The organism is Streptomyces sp. NPDC031365 (assembly GCF_055569765.1).
Window position 1 is genome coordinate 1 of record NZ_JBVIIM010000035.1, and the last position, 15310, is coordinate 15310.

Here is a 15310-nt window from a genome sequence, read left to right on the forward strand (position 1 = left end):
CCCCCCCCCCCCCCCCCCCCCCCCCCCCCCCCCCCCCCCCCCCCCCCCCCCCCCCCCCCCCCCCCCCCCCCCCCCCCCCCCCCCCCCCCCGCCCCTCGTGCGCTTCTCGTGCGCTACGAGCTGTGCCTGTGCCCGTGCCGGGGCTCGGCTCAGACCGTGGTGACGACCTGCTCGAACTCCAGGCGCGGGCCGCGCGGGAACCAGGCGTCGGGGCCGGGACGCCCGATGTTGACGACCATCAGCGGGGTGTGGTCGCCGTCCAGGAACTCCTTGCGGACGCCCTCGGCGTCGAGTCCGGTCATCGGTCCGGCGGCCAGACCTGCGGCGCGGACGCCGATGATGAAGTACGCGGCCTGGAGGGCGGCGTTCAGCGCGGCGGAGCTCTCCCGGACCGGGCGCTCACCGAAGACGGCGTCCTTGGCCTGCGGGAAGTGCGGGAAGAGGTGCGGCAGCTCCTCGTGGAACTCGTTGTCCGCGGAGAGGATCGCGACCAGCGGGGCCGTGGCCGTCTTGGACCGGTTGCCCTCGGCCATGTGCCGGACGAGACGCTCGCGGGCCTCGGGGGAACGGACCAGCGTGATGCGCAGCGGCGACTGGTTCATGGACGTGGGGCCGTACTTGACCAGGTCGTAGATCGCTCGCACCTGCTCGTCGGTCACCGGCTCGTCGGCGAACGCGTGGGCGGTGCGCGCCTCGCGGAACAGCAGGTCCTGGGCGGCGGGAGCGAGAACGAGAGACATACGTGAACCTTCTTGGGGGGGTACGTCGGCCCGGGCTTCCGCGCGGGAATCACGAACCGGTTGGTGGACACGACCGTAGCCCAGCAAGTTCAATGCTCAACTAAATCTGGAGTGTGGTGATCCGTTTCACCGACCGCGTCTCCCCGGACCAGTCCTCGCCGCCGGATCAGTCCTCCCCGGCGTCCTCCGCCCCGGCCTCCTCCGCGAGTGCCGCGTCCAGCCGGGCCCGCGCCCCCTCCAGCCAGCGCCGGCACACCCGGGCCAGCTCCTCGCCCCGCTCCCAGAGGGCAAGGGACTCCTCCAGCGTCGTACCGCCCGCCTCCAGCCGCCGCACGACGTCGATCAGCTCGTCCCGTGCCTGCTCGTACCCGAGCGCCTCGGCCGTCCCCGCCGTCGCCGCCGCCTGCTCCGTCTCGCTGGTCATCCGCCCACCCTATGCATCGACAATGACTGTGAACTCACCCTCGGACACCCGCGCCCGCAACGCCGCACCGGCCTCCACCTCGCCCGGAGCGCGCACCGCGTGCCCGTCCGACCGCTGGAGTACGGAGTACCCCCGCTTCAGGGTCGCGGCGGGGGACAGGGCCACCACGCGCGCATGCGTGTGCGTGAGCTCCGAGTCGGCCCGGTCCAGCTGATGCCGCAGACAGCGCCGCCCCCGCTCCAGCAGCGCCGTGACCTCCTCGGCCCGCGTGTCGATCATCCGGTGCGGATCCTGTATCGAGGGCCGGGCCAGCGCGTGGGCCAGCCCGCGCTCCTCCCGGTCCAGCAGCGCCCCCACACAGCGCCGCGCACGGTCGCGCAGCATCCGGACCCGCTCGAACTCCTCACCCACGTCCGGCACCACCTTCTTGGCGGCGTCGGTCGGCGTGGAGGCGCGCAGGTCGGCGACGAGGTCGAGCAGCGGGCTGTCCGGCTCGTGCCCGATCGCCGAGACGACCGGCGTACGGCAGGCGGCCACCGCCCGCACCAGCTGTTCGTCGGAGAACGGCAGCAGGTCCTCCACGCTGCCGCCGCCCCGCGCGACGACGATCACGTCCACGTCGTCGATCGCGTCCAGCTCCTTCACGGCCTGGACGACCTGCGGCACCGCGTGCACCCCCTGCACGGGCACGTTGCGCACCTCGAAGCGCACGGCGGGCCAGCGGTGCCGGGCGTTCTCCAGCACGTCCCGCTCGGCCGCCGAGGCCCGCCCGCACACCAGTCCGATCAGCTGCGGCAGGAACGGCAGCGGCTTTTTGCGCTCCGGCGCGAACAGTCCCTCCCGCGCGAGGGACTTCTTCAGCTGCTCCAGCCGCGCCAGCAGCTCCCCGACCCCCACCGGCCGGATCTCGGCGGCGCGCAGCGACAACTGCCCGCGCGGCGCGTACCACTCCGGCTTGCAGTGCACCACCACCCGCGCGCCCTCGCTCACGACGTCCGCGACGGCGTCGAACACCTGCCGGTAGCACGTCACGCCCACGGAGATGTCGTGCGACGGATCGCGCAGCGTCAGGAACACCACCCCGGCGCCCGGCCGCCGTGACAGCTGGGTGATCTGCCCCTCGACCCACACCGCGCCGAGCCGGTCGATCCACCCCCCGATGAGCCGTGACACCTCCCCGACCGGGATGGGAGCTTCCGCAGACGTGTTGAGAGCCATGCGGCGAGAGTAGTGCGCCCCACCGACAACGCACCGTGACCGAACCCCTGGGACGTGGCCCTTACGATGGGAGGCATGACCGCTTCGCCTGGCCGCCGTGTCCTGCTCGCCGCCCCCCGGGGCTACTGCGCGGGTGTGGACCGCGCCGTGATCGCCGTCGAGAAGGCCCTGGAGCAGTACGGGGCCCCCGTCTACGTCCGGCACGAGATCGTGCACAACAAGTACGTCGTGCAGACCCTGGAGAAGAAGGGGGCCGTCTTCGTCGAACGGACGGAGGAGGTCCCTCCGGGCAACATCGTGATGTTCTCCGCGCACGGCGTCGCCCCCGTCGTCCACGAGGAGGCCGAGCGCGGCCGGCTCGCCACCATCGACGCCACGTGCCCGCTGGTCACCAAGGTCCACAAGGAAGCCGTCCGGTTCGCGAACGACGACTACGACATCCTCCTGATCGGCCACGAGGGCCACGAGGAGGTCATCGGAACCTCCGGCGAGGCCCCCGAGCACATCCAGCTCGTCGACGGGCCCGGCGATGTGGAGAAGGTCGAGGTCCGCGACCCGTCCAAGGTGGTCTGGCTCTCCCAGACGACGTTGAGCGTGGACGAGACCATGGAGACCGTCGACGCGCTGAAGGACAAGTTCCCCCAGCTGATCTCCCCGCCCAGCGACGACATCTGCTACGCCACCCAGAACCGTCAGCTCGCGGTCAAGCAGATGGGCGCCGAGGCGGACCTGGTGATCGTGGTCGGCTCCCGCAACTCCTCGAACTCCAAGCGGCTGGTGGAGGTCGCCAAGCTGGCCGGTGCCCGCGCGGCGTACCTGGTGGACTTCGCCGACGAAATCGACGAGGCCTGGCTGGAGGGTGTCTCCACGGTCGGCGTCACCTCGGGGGCCTCGGTGCCCGAGATCCTTGTCGAGCAGGTCCTCGAGTGGCTGTCGGGGCGTGGCTTCGAGGACGTCGAGATCGTCAGGGCGGCCGAGGAGTCGATCATCTTCTCCCTGCCGAAGGAGCTCCGCCGCGACCTGCGCGACGAGGCCGCCGCCCTGGTGGCCGAGCGCGGCGGCACCGGGACCGGCGCGGATTCCGCGTCGTGACGGTGGTGGGACGACGACGGCGGCGGTCACGGCGGTCGGCCTGCGTGACGGTCCGTCGTACGCCGTAACGTAGGGGCATGGAGATCTTCGGCGTGGACATCGGCGGATCCGGGATCAAGGGTGCCCCGGTCGACCTGGACAGGGGGGACCTGGCGCAGGAGCGCTGCAAGGTCCTCACTCCGCACCCGGCCACACCGGACGCGGTGGCCGACGGCGTGAAGCAGGTCGTCGACCACTTCGGCTGGACGGGCCCGGTCGGCATCACCTTCCCCGGAGTGGTCACCGGCGGCACCACGATCCGCTCGGCGGCCAACGTCGACAAGAGCTGGATCGACACCGACGCGCGCGTGCTGCTCGGCGACCGCCTGGGCGGCCTGCCGGTGACGGTGGTCAACGACGCGGACGCGGCGGGCGTCGCCGAGATGCACTTCGGCGCCGGACGCCACCGCAGGGGGACGGTGATCCTGCTGACCTTCGGCACCGGGATCGGCAGCGCCGTGTTCGTGGACGGCGTCCTCGTCCCCAACACCGAGCTGGGCCACCTGGAACTGCACGGTCACGAGGCGGAGAAGCGGGCCTCCAGCAAGGCCAAGGACGACCACGACCTGTCGTGGGAGGACTGGGCGCACCGGGTGCAGAAGTACCTGGCCCACGTGGAGATGCTGTTCTCACCCGAGGCGTTCATCATCGGCGGCGGCGTCAGCCGTAAGTCCCACAAGTTCCTGGACCACATCGAGGGCATCAAGGCGGAGATCGTTCCGGCCCAACTGCAGAACAACGCGGGCATCGTGGGCGCGGCGATGCGGGCGGCGACGGGTACGTAGCCGGACCCCGGGCGCGGGCCGCAGGCTCGCGGGACGGCCGGGACGGCCGGGCCGGCCTAGGAACGGGCGGTCCGGCCACCCCCGCCGGCGGGCTGCACGCGTCGCACCTGGCGCGTCCGGCGGGCCTGTCGCACCCGGCCCGTCCTGCGTACGAGCACGATCACACCCGCGACCAGCGTCCCGCCGTAGAGCCACCCCGCCTGGGTGGCGAGGCCCGTCACCATGCCCATCAGCCGGTCGAGGGTGCCCCCGCTGCCTTCGTCGGCCACCGGTACCAGTCCCAGAGCGAAGGCGATCGGCACGATGACGGGCGCGATGAGCAGGTCCCCCTCGCGTACCCAGAGCGCGGTGAGCACGCACACCGGCAGGAACAGCACCCCGTAGACCGTCTGGGACGCCCCGAACAGCGCCTCGGTCAGCAGCCCGAGCGTGAGCATCACCAGTCCGCAGAACAGGCCGCCGCCCAGCCCGGTGAGCCGGGGGCCGGGCAGCCGCCGGGGCGCGGGCGGGGGCGCGGGCCGCCGCTGCGGCGCCCGCCCGGGACCGGCGGCCCGCGCGGACCGTACGACCCCGCCCCCCGCCGCCCGGCCCGCCTGCGGAGGCAGCGGCGGTTTGCCCGAACGGGACGGCCTGGAGGGCCGGGGTGGCCCGGGCGCCGGGTCACGTAGCGGTCCGTGCTGTGCGGGTCGCGTCCTGTGTTGCTCCACTGGACCAACTTAGGTCGTTTTATGTGCCGAACAGTCCGTCAGACACGCCGGGAACGGGAGCCCGGCCAGGCGTTCGACACGTCGGCCGGACGGGCGCGGCCACGCCGTAGACTGGTGGATCGGCCCCCGCAGCCCCGTAGGGCCGGTCCGTCCTCACCCCTCATCCTCACGTACGGGAAGTCGCAACGTGTCGCTCACGATCGGAATCGTCGGCCTGCCGAATGTCGGCAAGTCGACCCTGTTCAACGCCCTGACCAAGAACGACGTGCTGGCGGCCAACTACCCGTTCGCCACGATCGAGCCGAACGTCGGCGTGGTCGGCGTCCCCGACCCCCGCCTCACCAAGCTGGCGGAGATCTTCGGCTCCCAGCGCATCCTCCCGGCCACCGTCGACTTCGTCGACATCGCGGGCATCGTCCGCGGCGCCTCGGAGGGCGAGGGCCTGGGCAACAAGTTTCTCGCGAACATCCGCGAGTCCGACGCGATCTGCCAGGTCATCCGCGCCTTCAAGGACGAGAACGTCGTCCACGTCGACGGCAAGGTCTCGCCGAAGGACGACATCGAGACGATCAACACCGAGCTGATCCTCGCCGACCTGCAGACCATCGAGAAGGTCCTGCCCCGCCTCCAGAAGGAGTCGCGGATCAAGAAGGACATCGCGCCCAAGGTCAAGGCGGTCGAGGAGGCCAAGGAGATCATGGAGAAGGGCGACACCCTCTTCTCCCAGGGCATCGTCCAGGGCACCGAGCGCGCGGAGCTCCTCCACGACCTGCACCTCCTCACCACCAAGCCCTTCCTCTACGTCTTCAACGTCGACGAGGACGAGCTGACCGACGAGGACTTCAAGAACGAGCAGCGCGCCCTGGTCGCCCCCGCCGAGGCGATCTTCCTCAACGCCAAGCTGGAGGCGGACCTCGCCGAGCTGGACGAGGACGAGGCCCTCGAGCTCCTCCAGTCCGTCGGCCAGGAGGAACCCGGCCTCGCCACCCTCGCCCACGTCGGCTTCCGCACCCTCGGCCTGCAGACCTACCTCACGGCCGGCCCCAAGGAATCCCGCGCCTGGACCATCAAGAAGGGCGCCACCGCCCCCGAGGCCGCCGGTGTCATCCACACCGACTTCCAGAAGGGCTTCATCAAGGCGGAGGTCATCTCCTTCGCCGACCTGGTCGAAACCGGCTCGGTCGCCGAGGCCCGAGCCAAGGGCAAGGCCCGCATGGAGGGCAAGGACTACGTCATGCAGGACGGCGACGTGGTGGAGTTCCGCTTCAACGTCTGATAGGTCCGGCGAAAGGCCGTCTGACCTGCGGCGGAGCGGGTTGGGCGGCCTTTGTGGTCCGCACGGAGTCCGCAGCGTGCTGACTTCGGTCAGCGCGCGGGGGAGCGGCTACGCCGCTTCGTCGACCGGTGGCTGGGCATCGGCGGACCGGTCCGCGTACGCCTTGTCGACCGCCGCGCGGGTCCGCTCCTCGGAGTCGGGCCACAGGTGTTCAGCGTTATTCCCCGACCACGCCGACCGAATCCTCGCCGGCCCCGCTTGGACCGCCTTGACCACAACTCTCGCCCACGCCGAGACCGCCGGCCACAACCCCCGACGTCTCCTGGCCGAGGTGGGCACCGAGCGGGAGCTCGACAGCGCCGAGCACCCCGCCGGGGTCCTCAAATGGCGCATCACCGCTCAGCCGAACCGGCGGACGCAAGCGGCTCGCAGCCGAAGCGCCACCAGCGGCACGTCGTCCATGTCCGTCACGCCATACGCGCTGGCCACACCAGTGGCCACGAGGCCCGAAGGGCGCAGTCGACACCGCTGACCCCGGCCCGATGTCCTTCTGCGGACGCGCATCCTCATCACGCCGCAGCCTTCCGGCGTGCGCTATCTCGCAGAGCCATTCATCCTCGGCGCCCTGAAGCGGGGGCGTTCCGTCGACATGATGGGCGCCGGTGAGTTCTCAGGTGTCTCTGGAGGGGCGACTGTGGCGTTCAAGGCCGAAGCCGATTTCGGAGTCGCCGGCCGGGACGAGTGGTCCTATGCGCCGGCTGTCGGCGTGGGACCGCTCCGGTTCGGTATGACCGTCGACGAAGTGGTCGAGGCGGCTGAGACACTCGGCCAGACGAAGGTCAGCGATTGTGCACCGGACCACGCGATCTTCTCGCCGACCTGGAAGGTCGAGGTCCGCCGTCACGGGGCGGCTCCTTCTCCATCTGCCGTCACAACCTATGTGAGTCAAGTTGTGGGCCTCTTCTGCATTGCTGTCGACGCCGTGAACGGTCCCCAGGTCGCATACGACGGAATCCCGCTGGTCGGGCGAGACCTGTTGGAGCTGGAGAGCGACGCAATCGCGTATGCCGAGGCAATGGACGTGTACTTCCGCTACACGCCCGAGGGCTACGCAGGACCGGATGATCCCGGGGTCGTCATGCGCGGGCAACTGGTCGGGCCGGTCCTCCGATCGCGCCCGTTGTTCATGGTGACGCGCGACGGCGCGAATACCGAATGGGACTCGATGCCCTCCGAGGAGTACCGCCTCAACGAGTCGACGGCCTGACGTGGCGTGACTCATGATGAGGAGGTCCGAGTACGCCAGCCCACCAGTCGAGGTCGCGTTCGGGCCACCCGTTACGCACCCTGTTGCCCTCGCTGTCCGTGGCAGCGAGGGCAACAGTCGTCAGGCGGCTCGGGCTACGGGTAACTGCGCGACCCACGTCGTGACCTCAGTCAGGTGCTCGGGCTGCAGCCCGAGGTGCGGGTCGGGTTGAACTAGGAGAGTCGGCGTTCCCTTTGAGGTGCGCTCCGCCGCCCAGGCGTGGTCGAGGCTGGTGAAGTCGTCGTCGATCCAGACGGCGAGGGCGTCGCCCAGCCAGATGTCGACGTGGTCGCGCTTCCAGAGGTAGCCGTTGGGGTGGCTGGTGGTGATCTGGGGACGTGGCAGGTCGACGTGCGGCAGGGCCGGGAGGTCGAGAAGGGGCCCGATGAGGGTGGTGGCGTCCTTGCGCCAGCTGGTGCACCAGACGGGAGTGACCAGGCCGGTGCGGATCACGTCCATGAGAAGGCGGCCGTGGTCGGGGTTGAGCCAGACGGTGACCGGGTTGGCGGCGCTGCGGCCGGTGGGGACGACGTCGTGACGGGCGTGGGTGGCCGGGGCCGAGCCCGCTGCGTCAGGGAAGGGAATGAGGACGCCGTCGATGTCGAGGAGAAGGTAGGGCGGACGCATCGGTTCCTCCAGGGGGAAGCCGGGGCAATTGGCTGGTCAGAGCTTGCGGGCGCGGATCAGTAGGGTGGTGGGCCAGTGGCCCATGCGGGGGTCGTGAAATTCCTGGGCTGAGGTGAGCCAGAAGTCCGCCTGGCTGAGGTGCTTCTCCCACCGGTCCGTGGAGAACTCCCAGCGGGCGATGGGTAGGCGGGTGCGATCGGGAAGAGTGACGTGGTCGCGACGAGGCCGGTCGTCGCCGGAGGGGCTTTGGCCGCCACGCTGCGGGTGGGGGACGGAGAAGGCGAGCACCCGGCCGGGCGTGAGGCGCTGGGCGATGGCCGGGAGCAGGAGCTCGGGGGCGACGAGGCCGACGGCGCCGAAGATGGAGTAGACCGCGTCGAACTGCTCGTTGGAGGCGTTCAGGTAGTGCAGGGTGTGACCGGCGACGAAAGTGAGGTTGTTCAGCCGTCCGTAGTGGGAGCGGGCGCGGCGGACCTGGAGGCCGACCAGGTCGACGCCGGTGACACGGGCACTGTGGCGGGTGGCGAGGTGGGCGGCGTTGTGGCCGGGGCCGCAGCCGAGTTCCAGGAGGCGCTTGCCGCGCAGGTCGGGGCCGAGGATCTCTGCTCCGGGGCCTTGGCCGGGTCTCGTGGTCCATTCCATCCGGGCGGGTACGGCCAGGGGTTCGGCGAGTTCGGCGGCGGTGCGCTGGAGGGCGTGGGCGTGCCACGGGGACGCCTGGGCGAGCACGTCAGATCTCCAGGATGTGGAGGGCGTCGGTGAGGTGGCGGCGGACGGCTTTGATGTAGGCCGGGTCGGTGGCTGGGTCGTTGATCCAGCGGATGGCCTGCTCCATGAACCACTCCACGGCCCACATGCGGTGCCAGCCCAGGGCCCAGTTCTCGGCGGTGAGCCCGCCGCGCTGGGCGAGGGCGTCGGGGGTGCCGCCGGCGGTGACGTACTGCTCCAGGAAGAGGCGCAGGCGGACGGGGTGCGGGGGCTCGATAGTGCCGTGCCAGCTTGCGAGGTCGAGCAGGCCGGGGCCGGTGAAGGCGCGGGCGAAGTCGAGCAGTCGCCAGCCGTGCTCGCCGATGTGGAGGCTGGTGGGGTGGAACTCGGAGTGCACCCAGCCGAACGGCTCCAGCGTTGCTCCGGCCGAGCGGGCCTCGGCAGCCTTGGCGATATGGTCGAGCGCGTCCTCGACGTCGTCGGCGTCCTGCCATCGATCGACCTTGCGCAGCCGTTCGAGATGCTCAAGCGCCCTGGCCGGCAGCGTCCGCAGCCGGTTCTGATCGAGTACGGGCAAGGGCGGAGCCGTACGGGTGCCGTGCAGGATCACGGCCGCGGCGACGCCGTCGAGGTCGTCGGCCTCGCGGACGGACGGTCCGAGGTCCTCCATGAGCATGCCGAGCCAGCCGTTCAGGACGGCGGAAGCGTGGACCTGGGGGACGGGTACGCCGAGGGTGTTGGCCAGGCGGAGGGCCTGGTCCTCGCTGTCGAACGGCTTCTTGGCGTACTTGAAGATGGCCGTGGAGCCGTCGGGGAAGGCCACGCGCTCGACGCCGGACATAGACCACACGCGCACCTCCTCCCGTACGGCGGTGGTCTGGCCGGTCGCGGTGAGCAGGTTGTCGAGGAGTTCGGCGCTGGGGTTCGTGGTCACGTGGGGCTCCGGGGAGGGGTGGTGGCGTCCGGGGCGGGCGAGATACCGGCCCGCCCCGGAGCCTGATCGGGAGGTGGGTTACGCGGCGGGGTTCACGCGGTGGGCGTTGACCTGCTCGATCCAGCCCGCCTTGAACGCGTCGAGGCCGTTGCGGAAGTTCGCCATCGAGGCACCGTAGGGCGCGACCACGCCGCCGGACTGGTCCGGCACGGACTGGCAGCCGTGCACGAGCCGGCCGCCGAGCGCGGCGTGGGCCTTGATGGACTCGATCCGGCGGTGCTCGTTGAACCAGCCGCCGTGGTAGACCTCGTCGAGCATCCCGCCCATCTCGTCGTCCAGGTCGAAGACGACGGACGTGGCGGCGGGGAAGAACCAGCACGGGCCGACGTTGGAGATGTGCCCGTCCAGCTCCACCTTGTTGAGCGCCATGAGCGTGGCCGCCTCGCGGAGCATCCGAAGGTGCTCGGCGGTGATCTGCGGTAGACCGAGGCCGGCCAGGTGCTCGTCGCGGAACAGGTACGCGTACACCTCGTACGCGGTGGCCAGGACGCGGGCCGCGTCGGAGGTCGACTCACTGTGTTGCTTGATGAAGTCGAGCGCGAGCTGCTCGACGGCGCTCTCGGTCGTCTCGTCCGCACCGAGGAGCTGGGCCTTGACCAGCTCCCAGTCGGCGACGAGCCAGGTGTTGGACTCGAAGCGGAAGAAGTACTCCGCCGGGTCGATGGTGATGCGTCGGCCGTCGACCTGGATGCCGGGCAGGCGGCTCCAGCGCGGGTCGAACGCCTCGGGCAGCTCGACCGTGATGGCCGTTGTGTCGATGGTGGTCACCGCTTCTCCGTCTCTGATCGGCCAGGCTGGGGCACAGGAATGCCCGAGCCTGGTGTGGGCGTACGGAACTTCGGGGTGCCGCCCGGACCAAGGGGGAGCCTGGATCACGGTCGCGCCGTTCCGGGGCGGCTGCTGATAAGTGAACCGGTGGTCACGCTCAGTGGGTACGGTGGAAGGCAGTTGAAGCGGTATACGCGGTTTACAGCTCCAGGGCGGAGGCGGTCGTGGCGGCGCTGAGAGAACCCAACTCCCGTCTACGCGACGTCATCGACGCGGCGGACTGCACCTACGAGGCCCTCGCCCGAGACGTACGACGTATCGCCGCCGAGAACGGCGAGATCCTCCAGACCAACAAGTCGGCCATCTCGCACTGGGTGAACGGCACTCGTGCCCCGTCGGGCCGGGTAGGTCAGTACCTGGCCGAGGCGCTGTCCCGCCGAGCGGAGCGCACGGTCACCCAGACCGAGATTGGCCTCCAGGCCAGCGGTGACGAAGAGCCGGCGGAATCCGACCCCGTCCTCGCCGTCACCGACCTGGGCCGCGCCGACGTCGAGCGCCGCCGCTTCCTCGCCATCGCGGCCTTCACCACCGCCGGCGTCGCCATGCCGCTCGGTTACGACCACGAAGCCACCACCCGCATGCTCCGCGCCCGCACGGGCATATCCCTGGTCGGTGCGGAGGACGTGGACGTCGTACGCCAGATCACCGCGGCCTTCAGCGCCGCCGACGAGCGCCTCGGCGGCGGACACGGCCTGACCACCGTCACCGCGTACCTCGCCGACACAGCCGCCCCCATGCTGCGCGGACGCTTCCCCAGCGAAGCCTTACGCCGGGCCGCCTTCGGCGCTGTCGCCGAACTCGCCTACCTCGCAGGGTGGAAGCACCACGACCTCGGCCAGGAAGGCGCCGCCCAGCGCTACTACCAGGTCGGCTACAAGCTCGCCTGCGAAGCCGACCCGCACGGCCACGCCGCCTGGATGATGCGCGCTCTCGCCCACCAGGCCCTGAGCCTCAAGCAGCCCCACCACTGCGTCGACCTCGTCGAAGGCGCCCTCCGCACAGGTCTCGGCCACGTCGACGGCCAGACCGAGGCCCTCCTCCACATCACCCACGCCCGCGCCTACGCTGCCACCGACGAGAACCCGTCGGCCGCACGCGCCCTGTTCGCCGCCGAGGACGCCCTCCTCCGCGACGACGGCCCCCAGCCCAGCTACTCCCGGGTCAGCGGCCCCGCCGCCGGCACCGTGGCCAGCCACACCGCCCGCACCCTGACTGACCTCGCCGACCACATCGGCACCGAACAGCAGCACCGAGACGCCCTCACCCGCTGGGACCCCAAGAAGTACAAGCGGGTCCACGCGCTCACCCACGCCGACCTCGGCGACAGCCTCGCCGCCCAGGCCCGCGCCGATGAGGCCGTCGCCGCCTGGACCCAGGCCCTCGTCCTCATGGAGGGCATGACCTCCGACCGGACGCGCAAGGCGATCACCTCGATCCGTTCCACCCTGGCGATCTACCAGAGGCGCAAGGTACCCGGCGCCGCCGATCTTGCTCGCCGCGCCCGCGAGGCCCTCGCCTAACATGCCCAACAACCCGCCCGCCGAAGGGAACACCGTGACCCAGCAGACCGACGACCAGCCCAAGGCCCTGAAGCCGGCGCTCGAATCCATGACCCTGCTGGTCGCCGCCGTCATCGTCCACGACAAGGCCGCCAACCGCGTGGTTCTTCTCCAACGCAGCGAGAACGCGAAGTTCGCCCAGGGAATGTGGGACCTCCCCGTCGGCAAGAGCGAGCCGGGCGAGCCCATCACCGAAACCGCGGTCCGCGAGCTCTACGAGGAGACCGGCCTCACGGTGAAGCCCGAGTCCCTCAAGGTCGCCCACATCATCCACGGAGCTTGGGGTGTCGAGGCCCCCAACGGCTTCCTCACCGTCGTCTTCGCCGCCCACGACTGGACCGGCGAACCGGAAAACCGCGAACCCCGCAAGCACGCCCAGGTCCGCTGGGTCGACGCTAACGCCATCCCCGAAGCCTTCGTCGACACCACCGCCAGCGCTCTCCATCAGTATCTGACTCACGGCTCGGAAGTCTCCTTGGACGGCTGGTCCGCACCGTGAGCCCACGACCTACCCCTTCCGGTGTCGGTATACCGATACGTTGGAGGAATCGGTAAACACGCCTAGTAAGCTCCTCATCGCGTTCTGCTGTAGGTGCTTCGGCGGGCTCACGACAGGGGGATCCTGGGGGAATGTCGACTTCGGACACGCCTCACTCGTCGCACATCACCGACGGAGCGCCCTACACGCATCCGGCAAACGTGGGCGTGGGCACCTTTTATGAACATGGGTCACTCAGCGCGCACCCTCGCGGTGGGGAGCTCGCGGAGACGCCCACCGGCGACGTGTCTGCGGGCCGGGTGCTTCAAGACCGCCTGAGTGAACGGCTTCGCGCGCTCTACCAACGGGCGCGAGCCGCGCGGGAACGCGAGCAACGGGCCCCTGGCGTCCAGGACGTCGTGATGGCGGCACACGAGATGCAGATCCGCGGCTCCTCGGAGCTCACGGAGTACGTGCTCAGGCTGTGGCTCTCACCTCGCACGTTCGAGCCTCCGGTGCCCAAAAAGTATCAGGATGCGTTTATCGCTGCCGTGACCGTCATGTCGGCCTGGGCCGGCGAGGACCCTGATCTCGGCGACTGGTGCGAGCTCATGGCGGGGGCCGCCAGGGAAGCGGTGACTCTGGCGGCCGCGAGGAAGCAGGCGAACCCTCTGGTAGGCCGCCGCAGCGAGTCAGACCGGATAACCCGAAAGCGAATCCTCTTGGCGACTCCCGAGAGCATTGGAGCGGTGCGCTACCGGGAGTTCTGCTCTACTGCGGGGCTCCCCCATATTGAGACGGGATACGGGCTACTGCTCCTCGAGGGAGAGAAGGGGAAACGTATTACCCTCCTCACCCGCAACCTCGAATACGCTAGCGAGCTAGAAAGAACAGATAAAGCACACCCCGGTTACCTCCAGAGTGCTGAAATCCCGCCCGCCGTGTTCAGCTATCAGCTTGAAGGGTGGCCTGATCACTGGGACCCGGAATTTCCGATTCATCAAAGCGAACCCACAACCATCTGGCTCGCTCGGATGATGAGAGAGGCGGGTGTCACCGAGGGGCAACTTGCAAGTGACACCGGGATGACCAGGGCCGCCGTCCAGGCTTGGCTCAACGGCCGGGCAACGCCAAAAGAGTCTGTGGAAAGATCGATCAAGGACTACCTGAAGAAGAGGCGGACGGTCACAGCGTACCTCCGCAACTCACAAGGAATTCAAGACTCGTCTCCGGCATCACTAGATACGCCCCCTCCACAATTCTTCCCGTGATGGCAAAGTGGTGCGGCAGTTCTCGTTGGCGTATCCGACTACCAGGAAATGATTCCTGTGAAGTCTATTGCGAACAATCTTGAATCTCTCCAAGAGCTCATGGTGAGCAGCATGGGAATCCCCAGAGAGAACGTCTTCGTGGTGAAGAACCCGGAATCTAACTCAGACGTGCATGATGCTGTCGAACGGGCAGCCGAAGCGGCGGACCCCTCGGGCGGGGCCCTGCTCGTCTACTTCGCCGGCCACGGCTGGACTGACTCCCGGGGGAGGCTGATGCTGGGCCTCGTCCGCTCCTCGCCGTCGCGGCCATGGTCCGCGTTCGACTTCAACAACTTGCGCATTCAGATCGCCGACAGTCAAATCGGAAAGCGCGTTGTGATCCTCGATAGCTGTTACAGCGGTGCGGCACTGGACATCCTTGGCCAGCCCGAGGAGCTGGCCAGTGCGGCTGTCATCGATGGGACCTACGTGCTGACGTCCGCGAATGCCACTACGGCAGCGCTCGCACCCGTCGGTGAGCGTTTCACCACTTTTACCGGGCATCTCGTCGATGCGCTACGCCAGGGAATTCCTCAGGGTCCGTCCGTCATTAACACTGATGTACTGTTCCGTCATATCGAGCGCATCTCCAAGGCGCGCGGCTTTCCCGCGCCTGGACGCCAGATCGGCGGCGATGGAGACCGGGTGGAAATCATGACAAACAAGTGGGGGAAATAGTGTCTCGAACTATCGAGATCCGTCACGCTGACGGATCGACGCAGCTCGAGGATCTTAAGAGGTTTCTCGCTCGTGATCCCAATTCTCGCACAATTGGGCGCTTTCAGCGGAAGGCCACGGAACCGGCGGCGGGCACACTCGGCGACGGGCTCGACGTCCTCGCCATCGTAATTTCCGGGACGCTGGCGCTTCCTGGATTCATCCAGATCATCTCCAACTGGTTCAAGGCACGCGGGGGCGCGCCGGATCCCGTGGAGATCAAATTGGGTTCGGTAACCGTTGCGGTATCGGGAACGGAGGACCCCGCCGAAATCAGACGCCTCGCGGACGTCCTGAAGGCTGCCTATCCGGATGGCTCAGCAACAGCCGGTGATGGCTCTCAATGACCAACGAGATAGCTGATTTGATCAACGCGTGTTTGTGACAGTCGCCCGGTCGCTCGTGGGACCTGTGGGTGCCCATCCAGGGGGCGGTGGGCCGCCAGGGCGGAGGCCACGTCTGCCCGGCTTGCTGCCTCGCCGCGGACTGTTCGGCCCTCGCC

Annotated in this window: 16 protein-coding genes and 2 pseudogenes; 10 read left to right on the forward strand and 8 right to left on the reverse strand. The window is 69.2% G+C overall.

Going from position 1 to position 15310, the window contains the following annotated elements; all coding sequences use genetic code 11:
- Nucleotides 1-149: 149 nt before the first annotated feature.
- From ACZ5C2_RS33605 to xseA, 3 genes are all read right to left on the reverse strand, one after another.
- A complete protein-coding gene (locus ACZ5C2_RS33605; protein ID WP_468799799.1) occupies nucleotides 150-740 on the reverse strand; it encodes a malonic semialdehyde reductase in 591 nt (196 codons plus the stop codon).
- A 166-nt stretch (nucleotides 741-906) separates the two neighbouring features.
- Nucleotides 907-1164 carry an exodeoxyribonuclease VII small subunit gene (locus ACZ5C2_RS33610; RefSeq protein WP_468799801.1) on the reverse strand — a complete coding sequence of 86 codons (258 nt, stop codon included), beginning with the start codon at nucleotides 1162-1164 and terminating at the stop codon, nucleotides 907-909.
- A gap of 9 nt (nucleotides 1165-1173) precedes the next feature.
- On the reverse strand, nucleotides 1174-2382 hold the full coding sequence (gene xseA / locus ACZ5C2_RS33615; RefSeq protein WP_468799803.1) for an exodeoxyribonuclease VII large subunit: 1209 nt from the start codon (nucleotides 2380-2382) through the stop codon (nucleotides 1174-1176).
- A 66-nt stretch (nucleotides 2383-2448) separates the two neighbouring features.
- On the opposite strand from xseA, the gene ACZ5C2_RS33620 reads away from it, so the two are divergent.
- On the forward strand, nucleotides 2449-3474 hold the full coding sequence (locus ACZ5C2_RS33620) for a 4-hydroxy-3-methylbut-2-enyl diphosphate reductase (protein ID WP_468799925.1): 1026 nt from the start codon (nucleotides 2449-2451) through the stop codon (nucleotides 3472-3474).
- A 77-nt stretch (nucleotides 3475-3551) separates the two neighbouring features.
- On the forward strand, nucleotides 3552-4298 hold the full coding sequence (gene ppgK, locus ACZ5C2_RS33625) for a polyphosphate--glucose phosphotransferase (RefSeq protein ID WP_468799805.1): 747 nt from the start codon (nucleotides 3552-3554) through the stop codon (nucleotides 4296-4298).
- A 56-nt stretch (nucleotides 4299-4354) separates the two neighbouring features.
- Here ppgK and ACZ5C2_RS33630 read toward each other — a convergent pair whose 3' ends face one another.
- Nucleotides 4355-5005, reverse strand: a complete 651-nt coding sequence (locus ACZ5C2_RS33630; protein WP_468799807.1) for a DUF6542 domain-containing protein — start codon at nucleotides 5003-5005, stop codon at nucleotides 4355-4357.
- A gap of 187 nt (nucleotides 5006-5192) precedes the next feature.
- On the opposite strand from ACZ5C2_RS33630, the gene ychF reads away from it, so the two are divergent.
- The 3 genes and pseudogenes from ychF (at nucleotide 5193) to ACZ5C2_RS33645 (ending at nucleotide 7548) form a co-directional block, all read left to right on the forward strand.
- Nucleotides 5193-6281 carry a redox-regulated ATPase YchF gene (gene ychF / locus ACZ5C2_RS33635; RefSeq protein ID WP_103541405.1) on the forward strand — a complete coding sequence of 363 codons (1089 nt, stop codon included), beginning with the start codon at nucleotides 5193-5195 and terminating at the stop codon, nucleotides 6279-6281.
- A 214-nt stretch (nucleotides 6282-6495) separates the two neighbouring features.
- Nucleotides 6496-6813: pseudogene (locus ACZ5C2_RS33640) on the forward strand (relaxase/mobilization nuclease domain-containing protein); the annotation flags it as partial.
- 57 nt (nucleotides 6814-6870) lie between these two features.
- Nucleotides 6871-7548, forward strand: coding sequence for a hypothetical protein (locus ACZ5C2_RS33645; RefSeq protein WP_468799810.1), 678 nt, complete (start codon nucleotides 6871-6873; stop codon nucleotides 7546-7548).
- A gap of 120 nt (nucleotides 7549-7668) precedes the next feature.
- Here the strand turns inward: ACZ5C2_RS33645 and ACZ5C2_RS33650 are convergent, their stop codons facing one another.
- The 4 genes from ACZ5C2_RS33650 to ACZ5C2_RS33665 all read right to left on the reverse strand — a co-directional run bounded on the left by ACZ5C2_RS33650 (nucleotide 7669) and on the right by ACZ5C2_RS33665 (nucleotide 10684).
- Entirely contained in the window at nucleotides 7669-8214 is a 546-nt protein-coding gene (locus ACZ5C2_RS33650; RefSeq protein ID WP_468799812.1) for an HAD domain-containing protein, read from the reverse strand.
- Between the two features lie 36 nt (nucleotides 8215-8250).
- Nucleotides 8251-8943, reverse strand: coding sequence for a class I SAM-dependent methyltransferase (locus tag ACZ5C2_RS33655; protein ID WP_468799814.1), 693 nt, complete (start codon nucleotides 8941-8943; stop codon nucleotides 8251-8253).
- 1 nt (nucleotide 8944) lies between these two features.
- Nucleotides 8945-9856, reverse strand: coding sequence for a phosphotransferase family protein (locus ACZ5C2_RS33660; protein WP_468799816.1), 912 nt, complete (start codon nucleotides 9854-9856; stop codon nucleotides 8945-8947).
- A 78-nt stretch (nucleotides 9857-9934) separates the two neighbouring features.
- Nucleotides 9935-10684, reverse strand: coding sequence for a hypothetical protein (locus ACZ5C2_RS33665; RefSeq protein ID WP_468799818.1), 750 nt, complete (start codon nucleotides 10682-10684; stop codon nucleotides 9935-9937).
- 224 nt (nucleotides 10685-10908) lie between these two features.
- Here ACZ5C2_RS33665 and ACZ5C2_RS33670 point away from each other — a divergent pair, with 224 nt between their 5' ends.
- The 5 genes and pseudogenes from ACZ5C2_RS33670 (at nucleotide 10909) to ACZ5C2_RS33690 (ending at nucleotide 15155) form a co-directional block, all read left to right on the forward strand.
- Complete coding sequence (locus ACZ5C2_RS33670; protein ID WP_468799820.1) at nucleotides 10909-12264, forward strand: tetratricopeptide repeat protein; 1356 nt, start codon at nucleotides 10909-10911, stop codon at nucleotides 12262-12264.
- Nucleotide 12265: 1 nt separating this feature from the next.
- Nucleotides 12266-12802 carry an NUDIX domain-containing protein gene (locus tag ACZ5C2_RS33675; RefSeq protein ID WP_468799822.1) on the forward strand — a complete coding sequence of 179 codons (537 nt, stop codon included), beginning with the start codon at nucleotides 12266-12268 and terminating at the stop codon, nucleotides 12800-12802.
- Nucleotides 12803-13203: 401 nt separating this feature from the next.
- On the forward strand, nucleotides 13204-14052 hold the full coding sequence (locus ACZ5C2_RS33680; RefSeq protein ID WP_468799824.1) for a helix-turn-helix domain-containing protein: 849 nt from the start codon (nucleotides 13204-13206) through the stop codon (nucleotides 14050-14052).
- Between the two features lie 21 nt (nucleotides 14053-14073).
- Nucleotides 14074-14769: pseudogene (locus ACZ5C2_RS33685) on the forward strand (caspase family protein); the annotation flags it as partial.
- On the forward strand, nucleotides 14757-15155 hold the full coding sequence (locus tag ACZ5C2_RS33690; protein WP_468799826.1) for an effector-associated constant component EACC1: 399 nt from the start codon (nucleotides 14757-14759) through the stop codon (nucleotides 15153-15155). The pseudogene ACZ5C2_RS33685 and the gene ACZ5C2_RS33690, both read left to right, overlap by 13 nt.
- The last annotated feature ends 155 nt before the right edge of the window (nucleotides 15156-15310 follow it).